The sequence below is a fragment of the Aquamicrobium terrae genome, assembly GCF_040545735.1.
Classification (GTDB): Bacteria; Pseudomonadota; Alphaproteobacteria; order Rhizobiales; family Rhizobiaceae; genus Mesorhizobium; species Mesorhizobium terrae_A.
Genome location: NZ_JBEPML010000010.1, coordinates 143,138 through 160,862, shown reverse-complemented (window position 1 = coordinate 160,862; position 17,725 = coordinate 143,138). Strand labels below are relative to the sequence as shown.

Here is a 17,725-nt window from a genome sequence, read left to right as displayed (position 1 = left end):
CACAAGGGGGAGGGGGATGATTTCACCAGTGTCGCAGCATAATCTTCGACATTCGATGCCGGACGCTGTCGTTGCAGAATTCCCCTCCCCCTTGTGGGGAGGGGTTAGGGGTGGGGGTATTTCCGGATGCGATAACCTACCGTAAACTATCCGCAACGCCGACGTCCCCCTCTCCCCGCAAGCGGGGTGAGGGGCCGTTTGCGACAAGCCGGCATACTTCTTAGTCGCGCCCATATGCGCCGGCAGTGGGCGTCACCACGATGATGGCTTCGCCGGCTTCCAGCACGGTCTGATCGCATGCTGCGAGCGTTCCAGGTCGGCTGCGGCGTCACCTTCACCTTTGGCGGGCTGCGGATCAACGAGGAAGCGCAAGTGCTCGATGTGGATATGGTTCCTATCGAGGGACTGTTCGCCGCGGGCGAACTCGTGGGTGGATTGTTCTACTTCAACTATCCGGGCGGCACGGGCCTCATGGCCGGCGCCGTGTTCGGACGGCTCGCGGGCACATCGGCGGCGGCGTCCTCCCATGCCGCATAGTCGTTGCAGGTCCAGGAGGTCCGGAACCGATCGCTAACCTGATGCTGTTACGTGAGAAAACAACCATTGCGCCCGCTCAACCTGATGCTCGTGCGGCACTCCCGCGCCCGCCCATCCAGCGCTCAATGCGGGTGGAGGCGAGTTGGAGCAGGATCACGAGCACCACATAAAGAAGTGCTGCGAGCACATAGGCCTCGAGGTTGCGGAAGGTCGCGGATGCCACCATCTGGGCGTTGCGCATCAGTTCCGTGACGCCGATCACCGAGGCCAGCGAGGTGCCTTTCAGGATGATGATGAATTCGTTGCAAAGCGTTGGAAACGCCGTGCGGAAAGCCTGCGGCAGGATGATGCGGCGCATGGCCTTCGGATAGGTCATGCCGATCGAACGGGCCGCTTCCATCTGGTCCGCGGGTATCGACAGGATCGAGGCGCGCACGATCTCCGCCACATAGGCGCCAGCATTGACGGAGAAGGCGAGCGTGGCCGCCAGCAGCCGATTGTCCAGCGGCGAAAAGATCGCGATCAGCACGTCGCTCTCCATCGCCACCGCCCATGCAGGCAGACCGAAATAGACGATGTAGAGCAGGACCAGCGGCGGCACGGCCCTGAAGACCGCGACATAGCTGATGGTCAGGTATCTGAGGACGGGGTTCTGCGACAGCCGGCCCATCGCCACGGCGACGCCGATGACCAGCGCTCCGGTCATGGCGGCCGCCGTCAGCCCAAGGCCCACCAGTGCGCCCTTCAAGTACAAGGGCAGATATGCGATGGCGAAATCGATCATTTTCCCAGGCTCGCTGCAATGAATGCCGCAATCCTCGGGGTGGGCGGCTCCTCGAAGAAAACGGATGTCGGAAGGTCGGCGACAATTCTGCCTGCCTCCATGAACACGATGCGGTCGGCCGCCTCACGCGCGAACCTCAACTCGTGCGTGACCACCAGCATCGTTCTCTTTTCATCCGACAGCCGCCGCATCACTGCCAGCACCTCGCCGACCAGTTCGGGGTCCAGCACGGAAGTCGCCTCGTCGAACAGCAGCAGCAAAGGTTCCATGCAGAGCGCCCGTGCTATGCCGACCCGCTGCTGCTGGCCTCCGGAAAGCTCCGCCGGATAGGCATCCGCCAGGGTACTCCCTCGAAAACTCCGCGATGACAGCCCGGCTTTCACGGCGCGCGCCGTGGACGATGGCTCCGGTATAGGCGATGCCGGCGAGGACGAGCGCCATGCCTTCCATGCGCGTCAACACGCCGTCCCAGGCCATGGGAGCAGCGCCAGCGCGGCCGCCGCCATCACCGGCAGGTCGAAACGCAATGTGCGCATCTCCAGCGAGAGCGGCATCAGTAGGGCGCTGAGGCCGAGGATGAACAGGATGTTGAAGCTGTTGGTGCCGGCAATGTTGCCGACGGCCAGCGACCCGTTGCCCTGCAACGCCGCCTCGATGCCCACGGCAAGTTCGGGCGTGCTGGTCCCGACCGCCACGACTGTCAACCCGATCAGAATGGCGGGACGCCCACGAGCGCCGCGAGCCTGGAACCGGCGCGCACGATCATCTCCGCTCCGGCGATGAGCAGGAGAAGCCCGAACAGGCACGACGCCAGCGCGCTCACACTGGCCCCCGCCCCGCTGCGGCATGACGGGCCGGGGTAGGGGCGATGGCCCGGCGACGGCCCATGCTACTCCTTCGCCAGCGCGGCTTCGATGGCCTCGACCGTGTGTCCGGTCAGATCCCTCGCCATCTCGCCGGCCAGCCTGGAGCGGGTCTCGTCGTGATAGTGCCGGCGCAACTCGCCCAGCGAGCGGGGATCGGCGACCACGTAGAGCGCGCCGATACGGCCCTCCAGCGCCATCCGGTTCAGAAAGCCGGCGACGGCGGCGGCGAAATCGTCCTCGCGCAGGCGCGCCTCATCGGGATTGGCCGCCACGCTCCGGTGCCGCATCCCCGACCCCTGATTGACGGCGTCGATCTCCGGCACGTCCAGCTCGACGAGCCGGATATTCGGCGCGGGCGCCCGGTTGCGGAACAGGCGCAGCTTCTCCCCGTCCACGACGGCAACGATGGCATCATGCGGCAGGATCATCGGGCTTCTCCTTGTGGCGGCCTGTCGATGCGCGAAGTATGGGCCTGCCGCAAGGCGAAGCCTTGATTGGCGTCAAAAGTGAACCGATCGAGGCGGTGCTGCCCTTGATGAACGCCTGCTGGGAAGCCTTCAGCATACGCATTCGTTGCAGTTTACGGCTTCCGGCGGCGATGTTCTTGAGGTGGATCAAGACGGGACCCGCCGCAGGCAGGATATGCTGGATGCCATCTTTGATTTCCCATGGAGGTGTCCGGTCATGATGAAGGATTTCGAGAGCAGGATTGCCATTGTCACGGGTGCTGGTTCGGGCATCGGGGCGGCAATCGCGCGGGAACTGGCCGCAAGGGGCGCGGTCGTCGTCGCGGCGGATCTGGATCTCGACACCGCGGAAGGGACCGCCGCGGCGATCCGTACCGATGGCGGAACGGCGTATGCCTTCGCTGCGGACGTTGCGGACGCCGCTTCGGTGGAGCGCATGGTCGCCTTCGCGGTGGAGACCTGCGGAGGGCTCCATCTGGCCGTCAACAATGCCGGCATCGGCGGGCCGAACGAACTGACGGCCGACTATCCTCTCGACGGCTGGCGCAAGGTGATCGACGTCAACCTGAACGGCGTCTTCTACGGCATGAAATACGAGATCACGGCGATTCTGAAATCGGGCGGCGGCGCCATCGTCAACATGGCGTCGATCCTCGGTTCCGTCGGGTGGGCCGATGCCTGCGCCTATGTGGCGGCCAAGCATGCCGTGGTCGGCCTGACGAAGACCGCGGCGGTGGAATACGCCACGCAGGGCATCCGCATCAACGCGATGGGCCCGGCCTTCATCGACACGCCGCTCCTGACGAACAACCTCGATGCCGGGACGATTGGACAGTTGGCTGGCCTTCATCCGATAAACCGGCTCGGCTCGCCGCAGGAGGTTTCCGCATTGACATGCTTCCTGCTTTCGGACCGGGCGAGCTTCATCACCGGCAGCTATCATCTCATCGATGGCGGCTATACGGCGCGATAAGGCGCCTGAGCGGCACAGCCATGTGCAAGCCTTTGGGCTTAGCCGGCGCGCTTGCCGAGGGTGCGCATTTTCACGAGCCATTTTTCGCGCCTGTTGTCGCCAACGCCTTCCACCATACCGAACAGCGTCTCCCGCACCGGGCTGATGCCGACGAAGTTGAGGATGTTGCGGCGCATGCCGGCGATGCCGTGGCCGAGATACCAGAACTGGTAGAAGGAGGCCGGCATGCCCATGGTCACGATCACGTGGGCCGAGCGGCCTTGAGCAGGGTTTTGGCGAAGCCGCCCTTGCCCCGCTCGGGATAGGCGAAGGCGACGCCCGGACGCATCACCTGTTCGAGAAAGGCTTTCAGCAGGGCCGGCATGGTGCCGAGCCAGAGCGGAAAGACGAAGACGATGTGCTCGGCGTCCCTGATCGCCTGTGCTGCATCTTCGAGCGTGACCGGCAAGGGCTGTCCGGCGAACTCCTCCATTGTGCGCAGGATCGGAAAGTCGAGCGTTGCGATGTCGATCAACCGGACCCGGTGCCCGCCCGAGCGTGCGCCCTCGGCATAGGCCTCGGCCAGCGCGCGGCATAATCGCTTCGGATTGCCGTCCGGATGGCCGAGGATGATCAGGAGACGGCGCGGCATGACGATTCTCCAAATGATTACGAAAGCTACCCGATAGAGGAACGGTGACCTTGACCACGGTCAAAACGGCGGTGCCTCGCCATTCGGCGCTCGCGCAGAAACATGCAGGCGAGGGGAGCGTTGACGAACGCCTATTTCAAATATATGTTTTAATCGTTCACTGGAGGGCGGGTATTGAATGGCCCTCGCAAGAAGGGATGAAGCACAGATGTCGAAAATGCGGATCGAAGGCTCGTTTGTCGCGCTCATCACGCCGTTCAATCAGGATGGAACCGTCGATTTCGCCGCATTCGAGGAGCTTCTGAAGTTCCAGCGCGACAATGGCACGTCGGCGGTGCTCATTCTGGGCTCCACCGGCGAAATCTCCATGTTGAGCAAGGAGGAGCGCCGCGAGATCGTTTCGCGCACGGCCCGCATGAAAAGCGGCGACATGAAGCTGTTTTACGGCTGCACCGGCGGAGACACCGCCTCAACCATCGAGATGCTGCGTTTTGCCAAGGCGGAAGGAGCGGACGGCGCGATCCTCGCCGCACCCGCCTATATATGCGCGTCGGAAGCCGACATCGAGGCGTATTTCCTCGAAGCGGCCGACTCCGTCGAATTGCCGATGGGCATCTACAACAACCCCCCGCGCGTCAAGACCGACCTCGGCCACGAGGCGCTGCTGCGCCTCTTCAAACATCCGAACTATGTGGTGCACAAGGAATCGACCGGCCGCGTCGGTCAGGTCGGACAGGTTCTGGCAGCCAATCCGGACGTTTCGGTGATGTGCTGCGACTCGCCCAATCTCGGCCTCGTGGTTCCGACCATGACGCTCGGCGGCCACGGCACCGCGAACATGACCGGCAACATCGCGCCCGCCGATATCGCCGAGATGTCGAAGCCGTGGAAGACCGGCGAGGACGCGATGGCCTTCCGCGAGAATTATCTGCGCCTGCTGCCGCTGCTGCACTACACCTATTCGGCCATAAATCCGGTCGCCGTGAAGTCGCTGATGCGCGCCATCGGCCTGCCGGCAGGCGACCTGCGCCGCCCGCTGACCGCGCTTCAGGGCCCGGCGCTCGACCGTGGCATCGAGATCGTCAGCCGGCTCGGCCTTCTCGAAAAGTACAACCTTTCCGGACAGCCGCTGGGTCTCGCCGCCGAATAACCGGCAGCCTGCCGATGCCGACCGTTTCCGGAGGGAGCTTGCTGCTTCCTCCGTTTTTTTCTCCGGCATTTCCGCCGCATTCCCGAGTTGCGCCCATGAACACGGCTCCGTCAAGACGTCCCATCGGCATGCTGATACTGGACACCGCGTTCGAACGGATTCCGGGCGATGCCGGCAATCCCCGCACATGGGATTTCCCCGTGATCTACCGAACGGTGCGCAACGCCAGCGCTTTGCGGGTGATCGACGGCGAAGCGCAGGGCCTGGTCGACGCCTTCATCGATGCGGGGCGCGAACTCGTCGCCGAAGGCTGCGCCGCCATTTCCACGACCTGTGGCTTCCTCGCCCTGCATCAGGAACGGCTGGCCGAAGCCCTGCCGGTGCCCGTGGCCACTTCCAGCCTGTTGCAGGTTCCGATGGTCGAGCGGATGCTGAGGCCCGGCGAGAAGGTCGGCGTCGTGACCATGGACGCCGCCCGCATCACGAAACGCCACATGACCGCCGTGGGCGTCGATCATCCGGTGCCGATGGAGGGCCTGCCGCGCGACGGCATGTTCTGGAAGATGATCGCGCAGGATGCGCCGGCCGATCCCCGGCTGCTGTTGAAGGAAGTGCTCGACGCCGGCGAAAGGCTGCTCGCCCGTGAGCCGGCTGTCGGCGCCATCGTGCTCGAATGCACCAACATGCCGCCCTATGCCGCCCGGCTCGCGCAACATCTCGACCGCCCCGTGTTCGATGTCGTCACGCTGGTGAAATGGCTTGCCGGGGCGGTCGCGCCTCACGACTATCTCGCGCGGGGTGAAGCTTGAGCGAGCGCGCCATAGTCATCGGCGGCGGCATCGTCGGGCTCTCCATCGCCCTCGGCCTCGCGCGTGCGGGCCTCGGCGTGGTCATCCTCGACGGCGCCGACGCGGACAATCGCGCGTCCTACGGCAATGCCGGCCTCGTGTGGGTGCAGAGCAAGGGTGCGGACCATGTGCCCTATGCGCGGTGGTCGCGACAGTCCGCGCGCCTGTGGCCCGCCTTCGCCGCGGAGCTTGAGCAAACCACCGGCATCGACGTGGAATACGACCAGCGCGGCGGCTTCAGCTTCTGCCTCGACGAGGCCGAGGTGGAAGCGCGGCGCGCCATGGTGGACAAGATGGCCGCCCGGCTGGGCCCGGAAAACGACGTGGAATTCGTCGACGCCGGCTTCGTGCGCCAGCGCGTGCCGCATGTGGGGCCGAAGGTGCTCGGCGCAAGCTGGTGCCCGTCCGACGGGCACGTCAATCCCCTTCTCCTGATGGGAGCCCTGCGCAAGCGCGCCGCCGCGCTCGGCATCGACATACTGTACGGACACAAGGCCACGCGCATCGGCATGAACGGATCGCACCTCACCGTCTACGGCGAGGGTTTCGGCATGCGTGCGGATCGCGTGGTGGTCGCCGCCGGCCTCGCCACGCAGGAGCTTGCCGCCACCGCCGGCATGACCGTTCCGCTGAAGCCTGTCCGCGGGCAGATCGTGGTGACGGAACGGCTCAGGAAGGTCATCGACTATCCGACGCCCACCACCCGGCAGGCGCGGGCCGGCAGCGTCATCTTCGGCAACAGCCACGAGGACGATATGGCCGTGCCGGGAACGACCCTTTCCGTCATCGCCTCCCACGCCCAGCGCGCCATTGCGGAATTCCCGTTTCTGGCGTCCAGGCGCATCCTGCGCAGCTGGGGCGCGATCCGGGTGATGCCCCGCGACGGCAGGCCGGTCTACGCCAGTTCCGGAACCTGCCCGGGCGCCTATGCGATCGCCTGCCACAGCGGCATCACCCTGACCGCCATCCATGCCGGCATCGTCGGGCCTTCCATTGCCGCGGGCGAACTACCGCCTGCGGTTTCCACATTCTCGGACGAGCGCTTCCATGTTGTTTCGCCGGCTTGACGAAAAGCGCGCATCCGCGATCATCACCTTCGACGGCAAGCCGCTTGCCGCCTTCGAGGGCGAAAGCGTCGCCGCCTGCCTGCTGCGCCATGGCGTGGGCTTCACCCGCCTGACGCCCTCCGGCGCGAAGCGCGCTCCCTACTGCCTGATGGGCGCATGTTTCGAATGCACCATGACCGTCGACGGGCACACCAACGTCCAGATCTGCCTGACGCGGATCAGGGACGGAATGGTCGTCGAGCGGAGCAGCGACATATGACGCGGGACCGCTACGACATCGCCATCGTCGGGGCCGGTCCGGCCGGCATGGCCGCGGCGGTGGAGGCGCGCAGGCTCGGCCTGTCGGTCGCGGTGCTCGACGACCAGCCGGCGGCGGGCGGGCAGATCCTGCGCGGCATCACCCGGCCGATGACCGGGCATTACGAGAAATGGGGGCAGCCGCTGGCAAGCGCGTTTCAGGCGAGCGGCGCGGCACATCTGCCCGGCGCCGCCGTCTGGGCGCGAGAAGGTTCGCGCCTGCTCTACAGCATGAATGGCGAGACCGGGAGCCTCGTTGCCGGCGCGCTCGTTCTGGCGACGGGCTCGATGGAGCGTCCCGCCGTCGTTGCGGGCAACACGCTGCCCAGCGTGGTGACCGTTGGCGCGCTGCAATCCCTGATGAAGGGAAGCGGATGCGTGCCGGCTGGGCGGTTCGTGCTCGCCGGCAACGGCCCGCTGCTCCTGCTGTGCGCCATCCAGTTCGCCGAGGCCGGCGCACGACCCGCGGCCATCATACAGACGACTCCGTCGTCGCGCCTGCTCCCGGCGCTGCCGAAGGCGGCCGGCTTGCTGTTCGATCCCGCGCTTCTCATGAAGGGGCTCGGCCTACTGGTACGGACCAGAAGCCTCGGCATTCCGCTTCATGCCGGCGCGCGCGACATCCGCATCGACGGGACCGCGCAAGCCGAGACGATCCGGTTCCGCGCCAGAGGGCGGACGATGGAGATGCCCGTCGATCTCGTGGCGCTGCATGACGGCGTGGTGCCGAACGACAATCTGGCGGTTTCGCTCGGCGCCAAGACGACATGGAACTGCGAGCTTTCCTGCTACGAACTCGTGATGGAAGGCGTGACCAAAGTCGCCGGCCTCGACAATGTCTGGGCGGCGGGCGACTCCGTCGCCATCCATGGCGGCTATCAGGCCATGCTGGCGGGAAGGCTCGCGGCGCTCGACGCCGCGCATACGCTCGGCTTTGTCGACGCGCAAAGCCACAAGACGGCGACCGCCCCCCTGTTGCGGCAACGCCGACGCCTGCTCGCCGCACGCCGCTTCCTCGACGCCTACTATGCCCCGACGCTGTTGCCGGAACAGGCCCCCGACGACGCCACGCTTTGCCGCTGCGAGGAGGTGAGCGTGGGAACGGTGCGGCGCAAGATCGCCGAAGGAGCCGCGGGCACGCGCGCCCTCAAGGCGGCGACCCGCTGCGGCATGGGGCCCTGTCAGGGCCGGCAATGCACCGTCTCGCTGGCCAGCCTTCTGGCCCACGAAATTCCCCACGCACAGTTCGAGCGGCCAAGCCTGCGTGTGCCGGCCCGGCCCATCACCGTGGCCGAACTCGCCGAAAGCCATTTGGGCATGCGCCACACCGGCTCCGACGCCTGAGCAGTTCTCCCTTCCCGGTGCGCGGAATGGCTCAGAACAGGCGCAGGTCGAGCGAGAAGGGCTGCTCGCGCACGATGCGGATGGCGGGCATGGCCGGGTGGGTGTGATTTATCAGGACGTTGCGGTCCGGGGAATCGATGACCGGCACGATGGCGGAGGGGACGCGCAGCAGCGGCGCTGCGCGTTCCTCATGCCATTTGCCGCCCCTTTCCTGGCTCCAGCCCTCGTGGCGACGCCAGTCCGGAGACAGATCGGCCAGCTCGACGTCTTCCACGGCGACGGTGTCTGGAAACATATAGGTGACCATGACGAGTTCCGGCAAAAGCGCGGGGCCCTCGACATGGACGAGCTTTTCAAGGACGCACAGGGCCGGCGAGGTCGCGCAATAGGTGACGGCGTGGCCCACGCTGTTCCATCGCCCTTCGAAATGAAGGCCGTAGCCGCCGTCGAGCGCCCGCGCATATTGCTTGCCCGATAGGCGCCAGAGCAGCATCAGGCGGCGGCGCCCCATGCGATCTTGCCGAGGATGGTTTCGATCACCCGCGCGCCGGCTTCGGTCTGGGCCACGACGAGCGGCGCTTCGCCGCCGAGTTCCATAGGCTCTGTCGCAAACTGAATGGCAATCTGTCTCTGGCATGAGAAAGTTACGTTTCAGGGAGAGCTTTCCATGTTCAGAGGTCGCCATTTCGACCGATCAGTGATCCTGCTCTGCGTTCGTTGGTATCTGGCCTACAATCTGAGCCTGCGCGATCTGGAAGAAATGATGGCCGAGCGAGGCTTAAGTGTCGACCACTCCACTGTGCATCGTTGGGTCGTGCATTTCTCACCTCAGCTGCTGGAACGCTTCAACCGACGCAAGCGTCCAGTCACCGGCAAATGGCATATAGACGAGACCTACATCAAGGTCCGTGGTCGATGGATGTATCTCTACCGGGCCATCGACAGCGTCGGCGATACGGTCGAGTTCTTCTTCAGCGAGCACCGCGACCTATCGGCTGCAAAACGCTTTCTGCGCAAGGCTTTGCAACGTCATGGTCGACCCGATCGTATTGTCATCGACGGCAGCCAGACGAACCGGGAAGCAATCATTGCCTGCGATGGCGAAAGCCGACTGCGACATCGATCACGACGATTGTTGAAGCCAATCCGCATCCGGCAAAGCCAATATCTGAACAACCGCATCGAGCAGGATCACCGCCGCGTCAAGAGTCGGATCCAACCTATGCTCGGCTTCAAGTCAATCGCCAGCGCAGCAACGATCCTGTCTGTGATCGAAATGGTTCACATGATGCGCAAACGACAGGCGAGGTTTGCCTACAATCCCTGCCCGTCAATCGCCGAGCAGTTCGAAATTCTGGCCGCCTGATCGCGCACGGACTGCGGCTCTCAACGACCAAAGTCAGAGTTTGCGACAAAAAAGCTGGCCTGCCCTGGCGACAAGATCGATATTCCGATGAATCACATATACGACGTCTATGTGCGTTCTCATTATGACGGGATGACGGTCAGTGTTCCCGGCGGGCCCCAATCAGACGAGATTGCAATCATATTCTGCGCCTCTTCGGGCAAGCGACTGAACGCGCGCGTTGGCGGCCTGACGCACGAGGAAGTCATGGAAAGAAAAGTATCCAGTTGAACTGCTTCCGTATCGACATTGAGTCACGGCCTGGTCCGGATACGCGTCATGCGCCGCCGAGAAAGCTTCTCGCAGCGTCTGGTCGTAAGGCTGACTCGTCACGGCAAACCGCGATGCACGCAAAGCACGATGCCCTTTCCGTTCAGGGTCAGGCATCGAAAAATAAAGAGCAATTGCGCTGCTCGTTACAGAGCGGCCCAACGGCGCCGGCAGCCGACCCCACTTCCGACTGGGCCGTCTCCGATCCCGCTTAGGGATCGGTGTCGAGCATATCGGGATTTTCAAAGCCGCTGGCTGATTTGACAACATGGATCGAACTGCAAGGGAGACAATTGATGCCCAGGATTGGCAAGGTACTCGTTGTCGGTGGCGGCGTAGGCGGGTTGAGCGCTGCGATCTCGCTGGCGATCAAGGGTGTTGAAGTCGAACTGATAGAAAAGCGCCCGGACTTCAATGTACCGGGCGTGGGACTTGGTCAGCCCGCTTGCGCTCTCCGCATCTATCGCGAATTCGGCGTCCTCGAAGAAATCCTCGATACAGGGTTTTCATACGATCACATGACGATTTTCGATCAGGAGAGGACGCCGATCGTCGAGCACCGCTTCCTTATGGGCGGAGCCGGGTTTCCTGCATTCTGTGCCTTGCCAAGAGCAAGCCTTCATTCGATTCTCTACAAGCGCGCCGTCTTTCTCGGCGTAAGTTTCCGATTTGGAATAGAGGTGACCGACTTCAGCGGTCCTCTTGGCGTATCGATCGGATTCAGCGACGGAAGCAATGGCGAGTTTGACGCGGTGGCGGGCTTCGACGGTATTCGCTCCACCGTACGTCAATTCATCGTCGGGGATATGTTCGGCCCCCGTCCTTCCGGCATAGGCGCATGGCGCCTGCAGGTAGACCGGCCGTCCTGCGTTACCGGAATGGAGTTCATGCAGGGCATCCGCGGAAAGGCCGGGGCAATCCCGATTTCCCGCGACAAGATGTACCTTTTCAACATCCGGCCCGAGAACCCTGGCGAGATTTTCGCGCGCGAGGACATGCATGTCCTGCTGCAGGAGAGGCTCTTGCAATTCGGTGGTTATGTGGCGGACATTGCCAACGACCTCAACCGGGAAAGCCCCATCGTCTACGGCGCGCTGGAGCCCTTCATCGTTCCCTATCCCTGGCACAGGGGGCGTGTCACCATGGGAGGTGACGCGGCGCATGTGGTGCCTCCTCACTTGACCGCCGGAGCGGCCATGGCCGCCGAGGACGGCTTTGTTCTCGCCCGATATCTGTTGGGCGAGCACGGAACGATCGACGACCTTATAACGGCCTATGGAAAGACACGCTACGACCGCAATGCCTTTGTCTATATTTTCGCGAACGACTGGCTGTCGATGGAACAGGCGGTTGGCTCCGCCGCTGAACTTGCTAGTCGCCAAAGACGAACTCATCCGAAATGCCGACAAGCGCATAGGAGTGGCCGACCGCATTCTCGATACATATGAATATTGATCGGGCCTGTCATAAAGCCGATTTGCCATGACCGCCCTGGAACGACGAACTTGAGGTCCGAAGCAGCCACATTTGAGCTGTCGCGGTCTGCAACTCGCACCAAGATATACATGGCTACAGCATCCTTAGCCGGGGCGTTGCCCTGGGACCCGAACCGCTGACCAGTAAATCCAATTGTGAGGTTGCTGATTTCACGACGTTTCACAAATGCCGCCACTGATGGCGGAGCGGAAAACCGTTTCCAGATTCAGGCCTAAACGCGTCATATGGCCGACTGCGGGATCATCAATGACTGATCTGCGGTCGTCATGCGGAGCCTTAGAAGGAATCTCCGATCCAGTCTTCGTGTCCGTGGCGAATGGCCCAGGCCGGCGCGGCGCGAACGAGATCGTCGAGCGATTTCAAAGCGACGCCGGCGGCGAACGCCGCACCGCCGCGCGGCACGGCCCAGCCGGGAAGGGCGGCGGGGAGCACGGGGGAGGATGAAGAGGCCAGGGCGTGCGAATCCATGCGGCGGAGCATAGATCGGGTGCGCGTTTTGTGCCAGAACTACCGTCTAAAACCGCACACCCCGTCCCGTACCTCTCATGTCCGATAATGTTGCCTTATCGGTCGTTGACGGTCATCGGGCCGAAACCGGCGCTGTCGCGGCGCAAAGGGTCGAAATCCCTGCCCGGCATCGGTCTGCGCGCCCTCACGGACCACCCGAAAGCTCGCCGGTCTGGCCCGCGTCGCGGCGATCGGCCGGCCGCCCGCCCATTGTCATCCCGGAACCTTCTCTTTTTCGGCCTTCATCTCAGGGTATCTCAACGCGATCGCCAACCTTGGATGCAGTTGGTGAACGGCAAACCAGTCCGGGTCGTATCGCTGAAAGATCGGCTTTGGAGCTTTAAGTCCGAAGAGGGCTTGGCAAGCCCAAGCCGCAGCCCGGATGAGGCCGCTTATTTCACCCTTCGGGCGTGATCAGAGTCAGCCCGGAAAAATAGCTGCGATAGCGGCCGGTGTCGCGCGTCAGAAGCCGCATGCCGGAGACAGCCGCATGGGCGCCGATGAAGAAATCGGGCAACACACCGGTGCGCGCTCCGCCAGAACGGCGGTAGCGGGCAAACACCTTGCCGGCCAGAAACAGCGCCGGGCGCGGCATCTGGACCAGCTCAAGCTCAGCTGCCTCGATGAAATCCTCCAGATCCTCGATACGCTCATAGCGCACCGAAAGCTCGGAATAGACGACGTCGTTGATCAGAAGCGGCCCGCGCAGGCTCGCGGCCTCGAGTTGCGCGATTGACCAGTCCGCCCAGCGCTCATCGTCGGTGACCAGATCGAGCAGCACATTGGTGTCGACCAGCGTCACTTTTCACCGCGCGTCAACGCCATGATCGCATCGGTGTTCAGGCCCACCCCCGCATGGCCCCGCAGGCGGGCGAACCGGTTTTTCGGCGCCTTTCCGTCGGCCCGTGCGATCACCACACTGCCATCGGCCGCGCGCCGGAAATCGACCTTGCTGCCCGGTTCGATGCCAAGAAGGTCGCGAACCGGCTTGGGGATAGTCACCTGCCCCTTTGCTGTGACCGTGGTTGCCATAATGATCGCCTCACGAGGTAATGACTGTTTTTCAGAAGGTATTACCTAGGCTGTAGAATTTCAACTAAAAGCCTGCGGGGAGACGCAACAAGTTCCTCTTTTGGCATCCCCTACCCTGCCCTTCTGACAGGCTCCGCATTTGCCCGCAGAGCGGCCATCAGCATCGGGCCGACGGTAAACTCGCCTACCCCGGCCTTTTCTGTCAGCGCTCGCAGATAGCCGCCAGCGGAATTGATCTCCTGTGCCCGCCCCAGAATACAGGCAATGACGATGGAGGCGGTCTCCTGCCCCATGATTTCGAGCGCATCGGCATAGGCGGAGGGGGAAATTCCAAGATAACCCCGGACCTGGGCCGCGGTCGCCATGAAATCGCGCCAGTTGGCGATGCCGTCGATCGCGTAGTCGAGGATTTCCGGGCAGGCCTTGAGCACGAGCCCGAGCGGATAGGCATTCGGTGGTACGGCTGTTCGTCCGGTTGGCTCGACCTTGCCCATGCTTTTTTCGGAAGCAGGTTCAAATTCAATAGGAGAGTTAGTGTTTGAATTAGATTGCTGCCGCCCAGTATGGGATTCAATGCCAGCCGGATTCTGGGTTTTCATATGCGAATCCAGCAACATATCGATCTCTTCCCGGATTGCAGCCAGCTCGTTCGCAATTGGTGCAAGATCGATTATGACTGCGCGACGCGGAATGGCCTCGACCACCGTCCTGTAGCGCCTCCACAGACCGCCCCAGTCCCCCGGCATGGCCTCTTCGAGAGCCACTTCGATCAGTTTGCCGATGTCACGGCGCAGCAGCGTGATCCTTTCCCGCAGCCGCTTGAGGGCCTCGATTTCGGCGCGCACGCTTTCGGCGGCCCGGGCGAATTCGTCGGCGCGCGCCAGCATGGGTGCAAGAGAGAAGCCGAATGCCTCTTCAAGGCCCCCTGCCCTGCTCTTCCTGGCGTAGCGCTTGCCGTTTGGAGAGTCCCGCCGGATGATCAGACCGCACTCCACCAGCGCTGCCAGATGGCGCCGCAGGGTCGTATCCGACATGCCGTGGGCGCGCAGTGCAAGCTGCTTGTTCGAAGGGAATACGACCAGGCCGTTTTCCTCCGACAGGTCACTATCCGGATAGAACGACAGAAGCGCTGCCAGGATCGCCAGCGACCGATCGCTGACGCCGACGACTGACTTCCCCTCACAGAGATCCCGGTAGACCTGCCACTTGTCCGCCACCTTGCCTTCGGGGATATCGGCAGCTTTTTTTTGTGCTGCAAACATGGCAAGCGACATCGGCCGCCGCCCGAAGGGCGTCGTTGCAATATGCGTCTGCATTTTCTTTCACCTTCCGATCAGGCAAAAGAAACCTGTCCGCCAGAACGACGGTTACGACTCTTGACAGTGATTCGTGGAAATGCGATTCTCTAGCTGCTAAACATCGAGAAGGGCTTCCACGACGCAAGTCGCCTGGGGGCCTTTTTCTTTTGCTGGTTCAGTTCTCCTGTTTCGACTGCCTGAACGCCTCGTAGAGGCTGTCCAGATTCCTTGAAATCCATTGACCGAAGGGCTTGGCTTCCTTTTCCGTAAGGTCGAGGGAAAAGCCCTTGGGGCCGGGCTTGGCGACAACGGCAACCGATCTGTCAGCCGGAGCCCAGGCCGCAGCCGCCTTCCTTTGGCGCACGGGCTTTGCTCCCCGCTTGGCCTCCTCAAGATGGTTGACGAGAAAAACGAGCCTCTGGTCGCTGTCGGAGGAACGGAAGTCTGGCGTCGCCACCAGTTCCCCTGCTCGGCGGCGTGCGTCACCATCCCGGCATGCAATGGCCAGCTTGTACCAGCGATCCCGCCCGCTGCTTCTAGCGGGTCCGATGGCTTCCAGCATCTCGGCCGGAATGTCGCCGACCACCGAGATCATCTTGGAAACCACCGTCTTGTCGACCGACAGAGCCTGCATGATCACGTCGCGGTCATAGCCCTTGCCCTCGAGATTGCTGGCGAAGACCGCCTTCTCGATGAAGGAGAGATCGGCCCTGGCGGAATTCTCCTGACCCTGGGCGATCACATGATCCTGGTCTTCCATCTCCTTGACGACCGCCCTCACCTTGCGACCCAAGGCTTTGGCCACGCGGTGGCGCCGGTGGCCGAAGACGATCATGTAGCGGCCTTCGCTGCCGGGATGGGGCCGCACGAGGATTGGCGAGCCCTGACCGTGTTCCCGGATGGCCTCCAGCAGTTCATTGAAGGCCGCTTCGTCATCGCCCATGCGGTCGGCGACGAAGGAGGCGTCGATCAGGTCCGGATCAAGATCGATGATGGCAGCCCCTTCGAGAAGCCGGGCCTCGATGTCGCGGGCCGCCTGCGCCTTCTCGGCCAGTTCATCGATCGAGCGGGTGATGGCGCCGAAGGCCCCGCGACTGCGATTTCTCTCCAGCGCCGGGGAGGGTGAAATCCCGTCGGCGGGGGCGGAGTTGACTGCGGTCAACTTCCGTTCCGTGAGGGATGACAAAAGGTTCTTTCTCGACATCAGCGACGACCCCATGCCTTGTGGATGAGTTCGGTGACCTCACCGTTGACGCGGTGGAGGGACTCCATCGCCCTGTCATAGGTGGCCCTGGTGAACTGGGCGCGCTCGACCTCGTACAGCGTCTGCTTGGTGATCCCCGCATCCGAGACGGCCGTGGACTTCAGCATCTCACTCACGAGCACATGCTGCTTGAAGATCGCCCGCATGAAGGCCACCATCTGGCTTTGCGGTCCATCGGTCGGCTCATAACGGGTCACCAGATAGCGCAGCCAGTCGAGCCGCATATTGGCGCCAGCCCGTTTCAGCGTGCCCATCACCTCCCCCATCATGATGAGGAACTGGCACATCGACATGACGTCGAGCATCTGGGGATGGACGGTGATCAGGACCCCGGTCGAGGACGACAAGGCGGTCAGGGTCAGGTAGCCGAGTTGCGGCGGGCAATCGATGACCACGACGTCGTAATCGTCGGCGACGTCCGCCAGCGCCTCGTCCAGCCGGCCGAAGAAGATGCGCCCCATGGAACCGTCATCGCGCGACAGCGCGAGCGGGGTGTCATACTCATATTCCTGCAACTCGAGATTTGCCGGAATGACATCGAGCCCGGGAAAATTTGTCTTCTTGACCAGGGCGGACAGAGGCTTGCGCTGGTCATCATAGCGCAGGGCCTCGTAAAGCGACTCGTTGTGATCGATTTCGGGCTGGAAGCCGTGCAGTGCCGAAAGCGACGCCTGCGGGTCGAGGTCGATGGCCAGCACGCGGTGACCGGTGAGGGCCAGGTGCTGCGCCAGATGGGCAGCGGTCGTGGTCTTGGCCGAACCGCCCTTGAAATTGACCACAGCCACGATCTGGAGGTGCTCGCCCTCCTTGCGGTGCGGAACATAGCGGGCCGTGCGGCTGTGCTTATCGAGGAAGTGGCGCATCGCCACCATCTGCTCCGCCGTATAGGAACGACGGCCCGACGGTGTGACCATGGGCTGCGGTCCCTTGCCCTCGAGCGAAAGGTTCTTCAGATAGCCGCTGGTAACCCCGAGATAGTAGGCCACTTCGGAAAGCTGGAACGGGCGCAAGGTCTTTTGCGCATTCGGAGGAAACATCGCCAGCCGGTGCTCATGAAGCATGGCGGACAGGTCGTTCGCCTGCTGCGTCACCAGCAGGTCGACCTCCTCGATCTCGTCCGGGATGTCAGCTTTCAAATTCATCGAAAAATTCCGCACATGCGCTTAAAACGCCATTCCAGCGATCAAAGTGCATCTAGCGCTGATTCTTTCGATGCAGCAAGGAGTTTAGTCTTAACGAAAAGTTAACGGGCTCGCTATCCTCAGGAATCCAGCCAGTTGACTGCAGTCAACTTTCGCCGAATCACCAGCCGCTCTTCATCCTGTCGATGGCATGTTGCCCGAATCCTAGCGAGCGGCTCATCCGCATGTGTGCCTCTCATCTGCTTCAAACCCCAGCGCGCGCGACAACCCACAGGGCTTTCACCTGCCCACATTGACCTCGATGCCCACACAGGCCACGCTGGCGCCTAACCAATCTCGCAGCATC

At 62.9% G+C, this 17,725-nt stretch carries 25 protein-coding genes; 10 read left to right on the top strand and 15 right to left on the bottom strand.

The annotated features are described in order from the left end of the window. The first annotated feature begins 297 nt into the window (after window positions 1–297). Entirely contained in the window at window positions 298–537 is a 240-nt protein-coding gene (locus tag ABID37_RS15565; RefSeq protein WP_354196338.1) for an FAD-binding protein, read from the top strand. Between the two features lie 76 nt (window positions 538–613). Here ABID37_RS15565 and ABID37_RS15560 read toward each other — a convergent pair whose 3' ends face one another. From ABID37_RS15560 to ABID37_RS15540, 5 genes are all read right to left on the bottom strand, one after another. Continuing rightward, window positions 614–1,321, bottom strand: coding sequence for an amino acid ABC transporter permease (locus ABID37_RS15560; protein ID WP_354196336.1), 708 nt, complete (start codon window positions 1,319–1,321; stop codon window positions 614–616). Continuing rightward, window positions 1,318–1,704 carry an ATP-binding cassette domain-containing protein gene (locus ABID37_RS15555; protein WP_435521570.1) on the bottom strand — a complete coding sequence of 129 codons (387 nt, stop codon included), beginning with the start codon at window positions 1,702–1,704 and terminating at the stop codon, window positions 1,318–1,320. Before ABID37_RS15555 ends, ABID37_RS15560 begins: the two co-directional genes overlap by 4 nt. Window positions 1,705–1,776: 72 nt before the next feature. Next, window positions 1,777–2,016 carry a calcium:cation antiporter family protein gene (locus tag ABID37_RS15550; protein WP_354196334.1) on the bottom strand — a complete coding sequence of 80 codons (240 nt, stop codon included), beginning with the start codon at window positions 2,014–2,016 and terminating at the stop codon, window positions 1,777–1,779. A gap of 194 nt (window positions 2,017–2,210) precedes the next feature. After that, window positions 2,211–2,615 (bottom strand): baeRF12 domain-containing protein, encoded by a 405-nt coding sequence (locus ABID37_RS15545; protein ID WP_354196332.1) that lies wholly within the window; start codon window positions 2,613–2,615, stop codon window positions 2,211–2,213. Continuing rightward, window positions 2,599–2,805, bottom strand: coding sequence for a hypothetical protein (locus ABID37_RS15540; RefSeq protein ID WP_354196330.1), 207 nt, complete (start codon window positions 2,803–2,805; stop codon window positions 2,599–2,601). The genes ABID37_RS15545 and ABID37_RS15540 overlap by 17 nt, the downstream gene beginning before the upstream one ends. A gap of 66 nt (window positions 2,806–2,871) precedes the next feature. Here ABID37_RS15540 and ABID37_RS15535 point away from each other — a divergent pair, with 66 nt between their 5' ends. Next, window positions 2,872–3,627, top strand: coding sequence for an SDR family NAD(P)-dependent oxidoreductase (locus ABID37_RS15535; protein WP_354196328.1), 756 nt, complete (start codon window positions 2,872–2,874; stop codon window positions 3,625–3,627). 38 nt (window positions 3,628–3,665) lie between these two features. On the opposite strand, the gene ABID37_RS15530 is transcribed toward ABID37_RS15535, so the two are convergent. Then, window positions 3,666–3,872 carry a hypothetical protein gene (locus ABID37_RS15530; protein WP_354196326.1) on the bottom strand — a complete coding sequence of 69 codons (207 nt, stop codon included), beginning with the start codon at window positions 3,870–3,872 and terminating at the stop codon, window positions 3,666–3,668. After that, window positions 3,869–4,258: an NAD(P)H-dependent oxidoreductase gene (locus ABID37_RS15525; protein ID WP_354196324.1), complete on the bottom strand. Its 390-nt coding sequence runs from the start codon at window positions 4,256–4,258 to the stop codon at window positions 3,869–3,871. The genes ABID37_RS15530 and ABID37_RS15525 overlap by 4 nt, the downstream gene beginning before the upstream one ends. A 208-nt stretch (window positions 4,259–4,466) precedes the next feature. On the opposite strand from ABID37_RS15525, the gene ABID37_RS15520 reads away from it, so the two are divergent. The 5 genes from ABID37_RS15520 (at window position 4,467) to ABID37_RS15500 (ending at window position 8,964) form a co-directional block, all read left to right on the top strand. Beyond that, the gene (locus ABID37_RS15520) at window positions 4,467–5,408 is read left to right on the top strand and encodes a 4-hydroxy-tetrahydrodipicolinate synthase family protein (RefSeq protein ID WP_354196322.1); all 942 of its coding nucleotides are present in this window, start codon (window positions 4,467–4,469) and stop codon (window positions 5,406–5,408) included. A gap of 95 nt (window positions 5,409–5,503) precedes the next feature. After that, window positions 5,504–6,217 (top strand): aspartate/glutamate racemase family protein, encoded by a 714-nt coding sequence (locus ABID37_RS15515; protein ID WP_354196320.1) that lies wholly within the window; start codon window positions 5,504–5,506, stop codon window positions 6,215–6,217. Next, entirely contained in the window at window positions 6,214–7,323 is a 1,110-nt protein-coding gene (locus ABID37_RS15510) for an NAD(P)/FAD-dependent oxidoreductase (RefSeq protein ID WP_354196318.1), read from the top strand. The genes ABID37_RS15515 and ABID37_RS15510 overlap by 4 nt, the downstream gene beginning before the upstream one ends. Further along, entirely contained in the window at window positions 7,304–7,582 is a 279-nt protein-coding gene (locus ABID37_RS15505) for a (2Fe-2S)-binding protein (protein ID WP_354196316.1), read from the top strand. The genes ABID37_RS15510 and ABID37_RS15505 overlap by 20 nt, the downstream gene beginning before the upstream one ends. After that, entirely contained in the window at window positions 7,579–8,964 is a 1,386-nt protein-coding gene (locus tag ABID37_RS15500; RefSeq protein WP_354196314.1) for an FAD/NAD(P)-dependent oxidoreductase, read from the top strand. Before ABID37_RS15505 ends, ABID37_RS15500 begins: the two co-directional genes overlap by 4 nt. Window positions 8,965–8,995: 31 nt before the next feature. On the opposite strand, the gene ABID37_RS15495 is transcribed toward ABID37_RS15500, so the two are convergent. Together ABID37_RS15495 and ABID37_RS15490 are read right to left on the bottom strand one after the other, a co-directional pair. After that, window positions 8,996–9,475, bottom strand: coding sequence for an RES family NAD+ phosphorylase (locus tag ABID37_RS15495; RefSeq protein WP_354196312.1), 480 nt, complete (start codon window positions 9,473–9,475; stop codon window positions 8,996–8,998). Further along, entirely contained in the window at window positions 9,457–9,561 is a 105-nt protein-coding gene (locus ABID37_RS15490) for an antitoxin Xre/MbcA/ParS toxin-binding domain-containing protein (protein WP_354196310.1), read from the bottom strand. The genes ABID37_RS15495 and ABID37_RS15490 overlap by 19 nt, the downstream gene beginning before the upstream one ends. A 70-nt stretch (window positions 9,562–9,631) precedes the next feature. Here ABID37_RS15490 and ABID37_RS15485 point away from each other — a divergent pair, with 70 nt between their 5' ends. The 3 genes from ABID37_RS15485 (at window position 9,632) to ABID37_RS15475 (ending at window position 12,087) form a co-directional block, all read left to right on the top strand. Then, the gene (locus ABID37_RS15485; protein ID WP_354196308.1) at window positions 9,632–10,330 is read left to right on the top strand and encodes an IS6 family transposase; all 699 of its coding nucleotides are present in this window, start codon (window positions 9,632–9,634) and stop codon (window positions 10,328–10,330) included. A gap of 54 nt (window positions 10,331–10,384) precedes the next feature. Beyond that, window positions 10,385–10,600, top strand: a complete 216-nt coding sequence (locus tag ABID37_RS15480; protein WP_354196416.1) for an amino acid synthesis family protein — start codon at window positions 10,385–10,387, stop codon at window positions 10,598–10,600. A gap of 335 nt (window positions 10,601–10,935) precedes the next feature. Next, on the top strand, window positions 10,936–12,087 hold the full coding sequence (locus ABID37_RS15475; protein WP_354196306.1) for an FAD-dependent monooxygenase: 1,152 nt from the start codon (window positions 10,936–10,938) through the stop codon (window positions 12,085–12,087). Between the two features lie 325 nt (window positions 12,088–12,412). Here the strand turns inward: ABID37_RS15475 and ABID37_RS15470 are convergent, their stop codons facing one another. The 6 genes from ABID37_RS15470 to repA form a co-directional block, all read right to left on the bottom strand. Further along, window positions 12,413–12,604, bottom strand: coding sequence for a hypothetical protein (locus ABID37_RS15470; RefSeq protein WP_354196304.1), 192 nt, complete (start codon window positions 12,602–12,604; stop codon window positions 12,413–12,415). A 436-nt stretch (window positions 12,605–13,040) separates the two neighbouring features. After that, on the bottom strand, window positions 13,041–13,445 hold the full coding sequence (locus tag ABID37_RS15465; protein WP_354196302.1) for a type II toxin-antitoxin system VapC family toxin: 405 nt from the start codon (window positions 13,443–13,445) through the stop codon (window positions 13,041–13,043). Continuing rightward, window positions 13,442–13,675 (bottom strand): AbrB/MazE/SpoVT family DNA-binding domain-containing protein, encoded by a 234-nt coding sequence (locus ABID37_RS15460; protein ID WP_354196300.1) that lies wholly within the window; start codon window positions 13,673–13,675, stop codon window positions 13,442–13,444. Before ABID37_RS15460 ends, ABID37_RS15465 begins: the two co-directional genes overlap by 4 nt. Window positions 13,676–13,785: 110 nt before the next feature. Further along, window positions 13,786–14,991 carry a plasmid replication protein RepC gene (gene repC / locus ABID37_RS15455; protein ID WP_354196298.1) on the bottom strand — a complete coding sequence of 402 codons (1,206 nt, stop codon included), beginning with the start codon at window positions 14,989–14,991 and terminating at the stop codon, window positions 13,786–13,788. Window positions 14,992–15,148: 157 nt separating this feature from the next. Continuing rightward, complete coding sequence (gene repB, locus ABID37_RS15450; RefSeq protein ID WP_354196414.1) at window positions 15,149–16,180, bottom strand: plasmid partitioning protein RepB; 1,032 nt, start codon at window positions 16,178–16,180, stop codon at window positions 15,149–15,151. Further along, the gene (repA, locus tag ABID37_RS15445; RefSeq protein ID WP_354196296.1) at window positions 16,177–17,379 is read right to left on the bottom strand and encodes a plasmid partitioning protein RepA; all 1,203 of its coding nucleotides are present in this window, start codon (window positions 17,377–17,379) and stop codon (window positions 16,177–16,179) included. Before repA ends, repB begins: the two co-directional genes overlap by 4 nt. Window positions 17,380–17,725 lie beyond the last annotated feature (346 nt).

Excerpts from the sequence above, each read along its gene's own strand:
- ABID37_RS15505 (WP_354196316.1), top strand. The coding sequence starts at position 7,304 with ATGTTGTTTCGCCGGCTTGACGAAAAGCGCGCATCCGCGATCATCACC.
- ABID37_RS15485 (WP_354196308.1), top strand. The coding sequence starts at position 9,632 with ATGTTCAGAGGTCGCCATTTCGACCGATCAGTGATCCTGCTCTGCGTT.
- ABID37_RS15495 (WP_354196312.1), bottom strand. The coding sequence starts at position 9,475 with ATGGGGCGCCGCCGCCTGATGCTGCTCTGGCGCCTATCGGGCAAGCAA.
- repA (WP_354196296.1), bottom strand. The coding sequence starts at position 17,379 with ATGAATTTGAAAGCTGACATCCCGGACGAGATCGAGGAGGTCGACCTG.
- ABID37_RS15525 (WP_354196324.1), bottom strand. The coding sequence starts at position 4,258 with ATGCCGCGCCGTCTCCTGATCATCCTCGGCCATCCGGACGGCAATCCG.
- ABID37_RS15475 (WP_354196306.1), top strand. The coding sequence starts at position 10,936 with ATGCCCAGGATTGGCAAGGTACTCGTTGTCGGTGGCGGCGTAGGCGGG.
- ABID37_RS15545 (WP_354196332.1), bottom strand. The coding sequence starts at position 2,615 with ATGATCCTGCCGCATGATGCCATCGTTGCCGTCGTGGACGGGGAGAAG.
- ABID37_RS15565 (WP_354196338.1), top strand. The coding sequence starts at position 298 with ATGCTGCGAGCGTTCCAGGTCGGCTGCGGCGTCACCTTCACCTTTGGC.
- ABID37_RS15560 (WP_354196336.1), bottom strand. The coding sequence starts at position 1,321 with ATGATCGATTTCGCCATCGCATATCTGCCCTTGTACTTGAAGGGCGCA.
- ABID37_RS15460 (WP_354196300.1), bottom strand. The coding sequence starts at position 13,675 with ATGGCAACCACGGTCACAGCAAAGGGGCAGGTGACTATCCCCAAGCCG.
- ABID37_RS15490 (WP_354196310.1), bottom strand. The coding sequence starts at position 9,561 with ATGGAACTCGGCGGCGAAGCGCCGCTCGTCGTGGCCCAGACCGAAGCC.
- ABID37_RS15515 (WP_354196320.1), top strand. The coding sequence starts at position 5,504 with ATGAACACGGCTCCGTCAAGACGTCCCATCGGCATGCTGATACTGGAC.
- ABID37_RS15520 (WP_354196322.1), top strand. The coding sequence starts at position 4,467 with ATGTCGAAAATGCGGATCGAAGGCTCGTTTGTCGCGCTCATCACGCCG.
- repC (WP_354196298.1), bottom strand. The coding sequence starts at position 14,991 with ATGCAGACGCATATTGCAACGACGCCCTTCGGGCGGCGGCCGATGTCG.
- ABID37_RS15470 (WP_354196304.1), bottom strand. The coding sequence starts at position 12,604 with ATGGATTCGCACGCCCTGGCCTCTTCATCCTCCCCCGTGCTCCCCGCC.
- ABID37_RS15500 (WP_354196314.1), top strand. The coding sequence starts at position 7,579 with ATGACGCGGGACCGCTACGACATCGCCATCGTCGGGGCCGGTCCGGCC.
- ABID37_RS15535 (WP_354196328.1), top strand. The coding sequence starts at position 2,872 with ATGATGAAGGATTTCGAGAGCAGGATTGCCATTGTCACGGGTGCTGGT.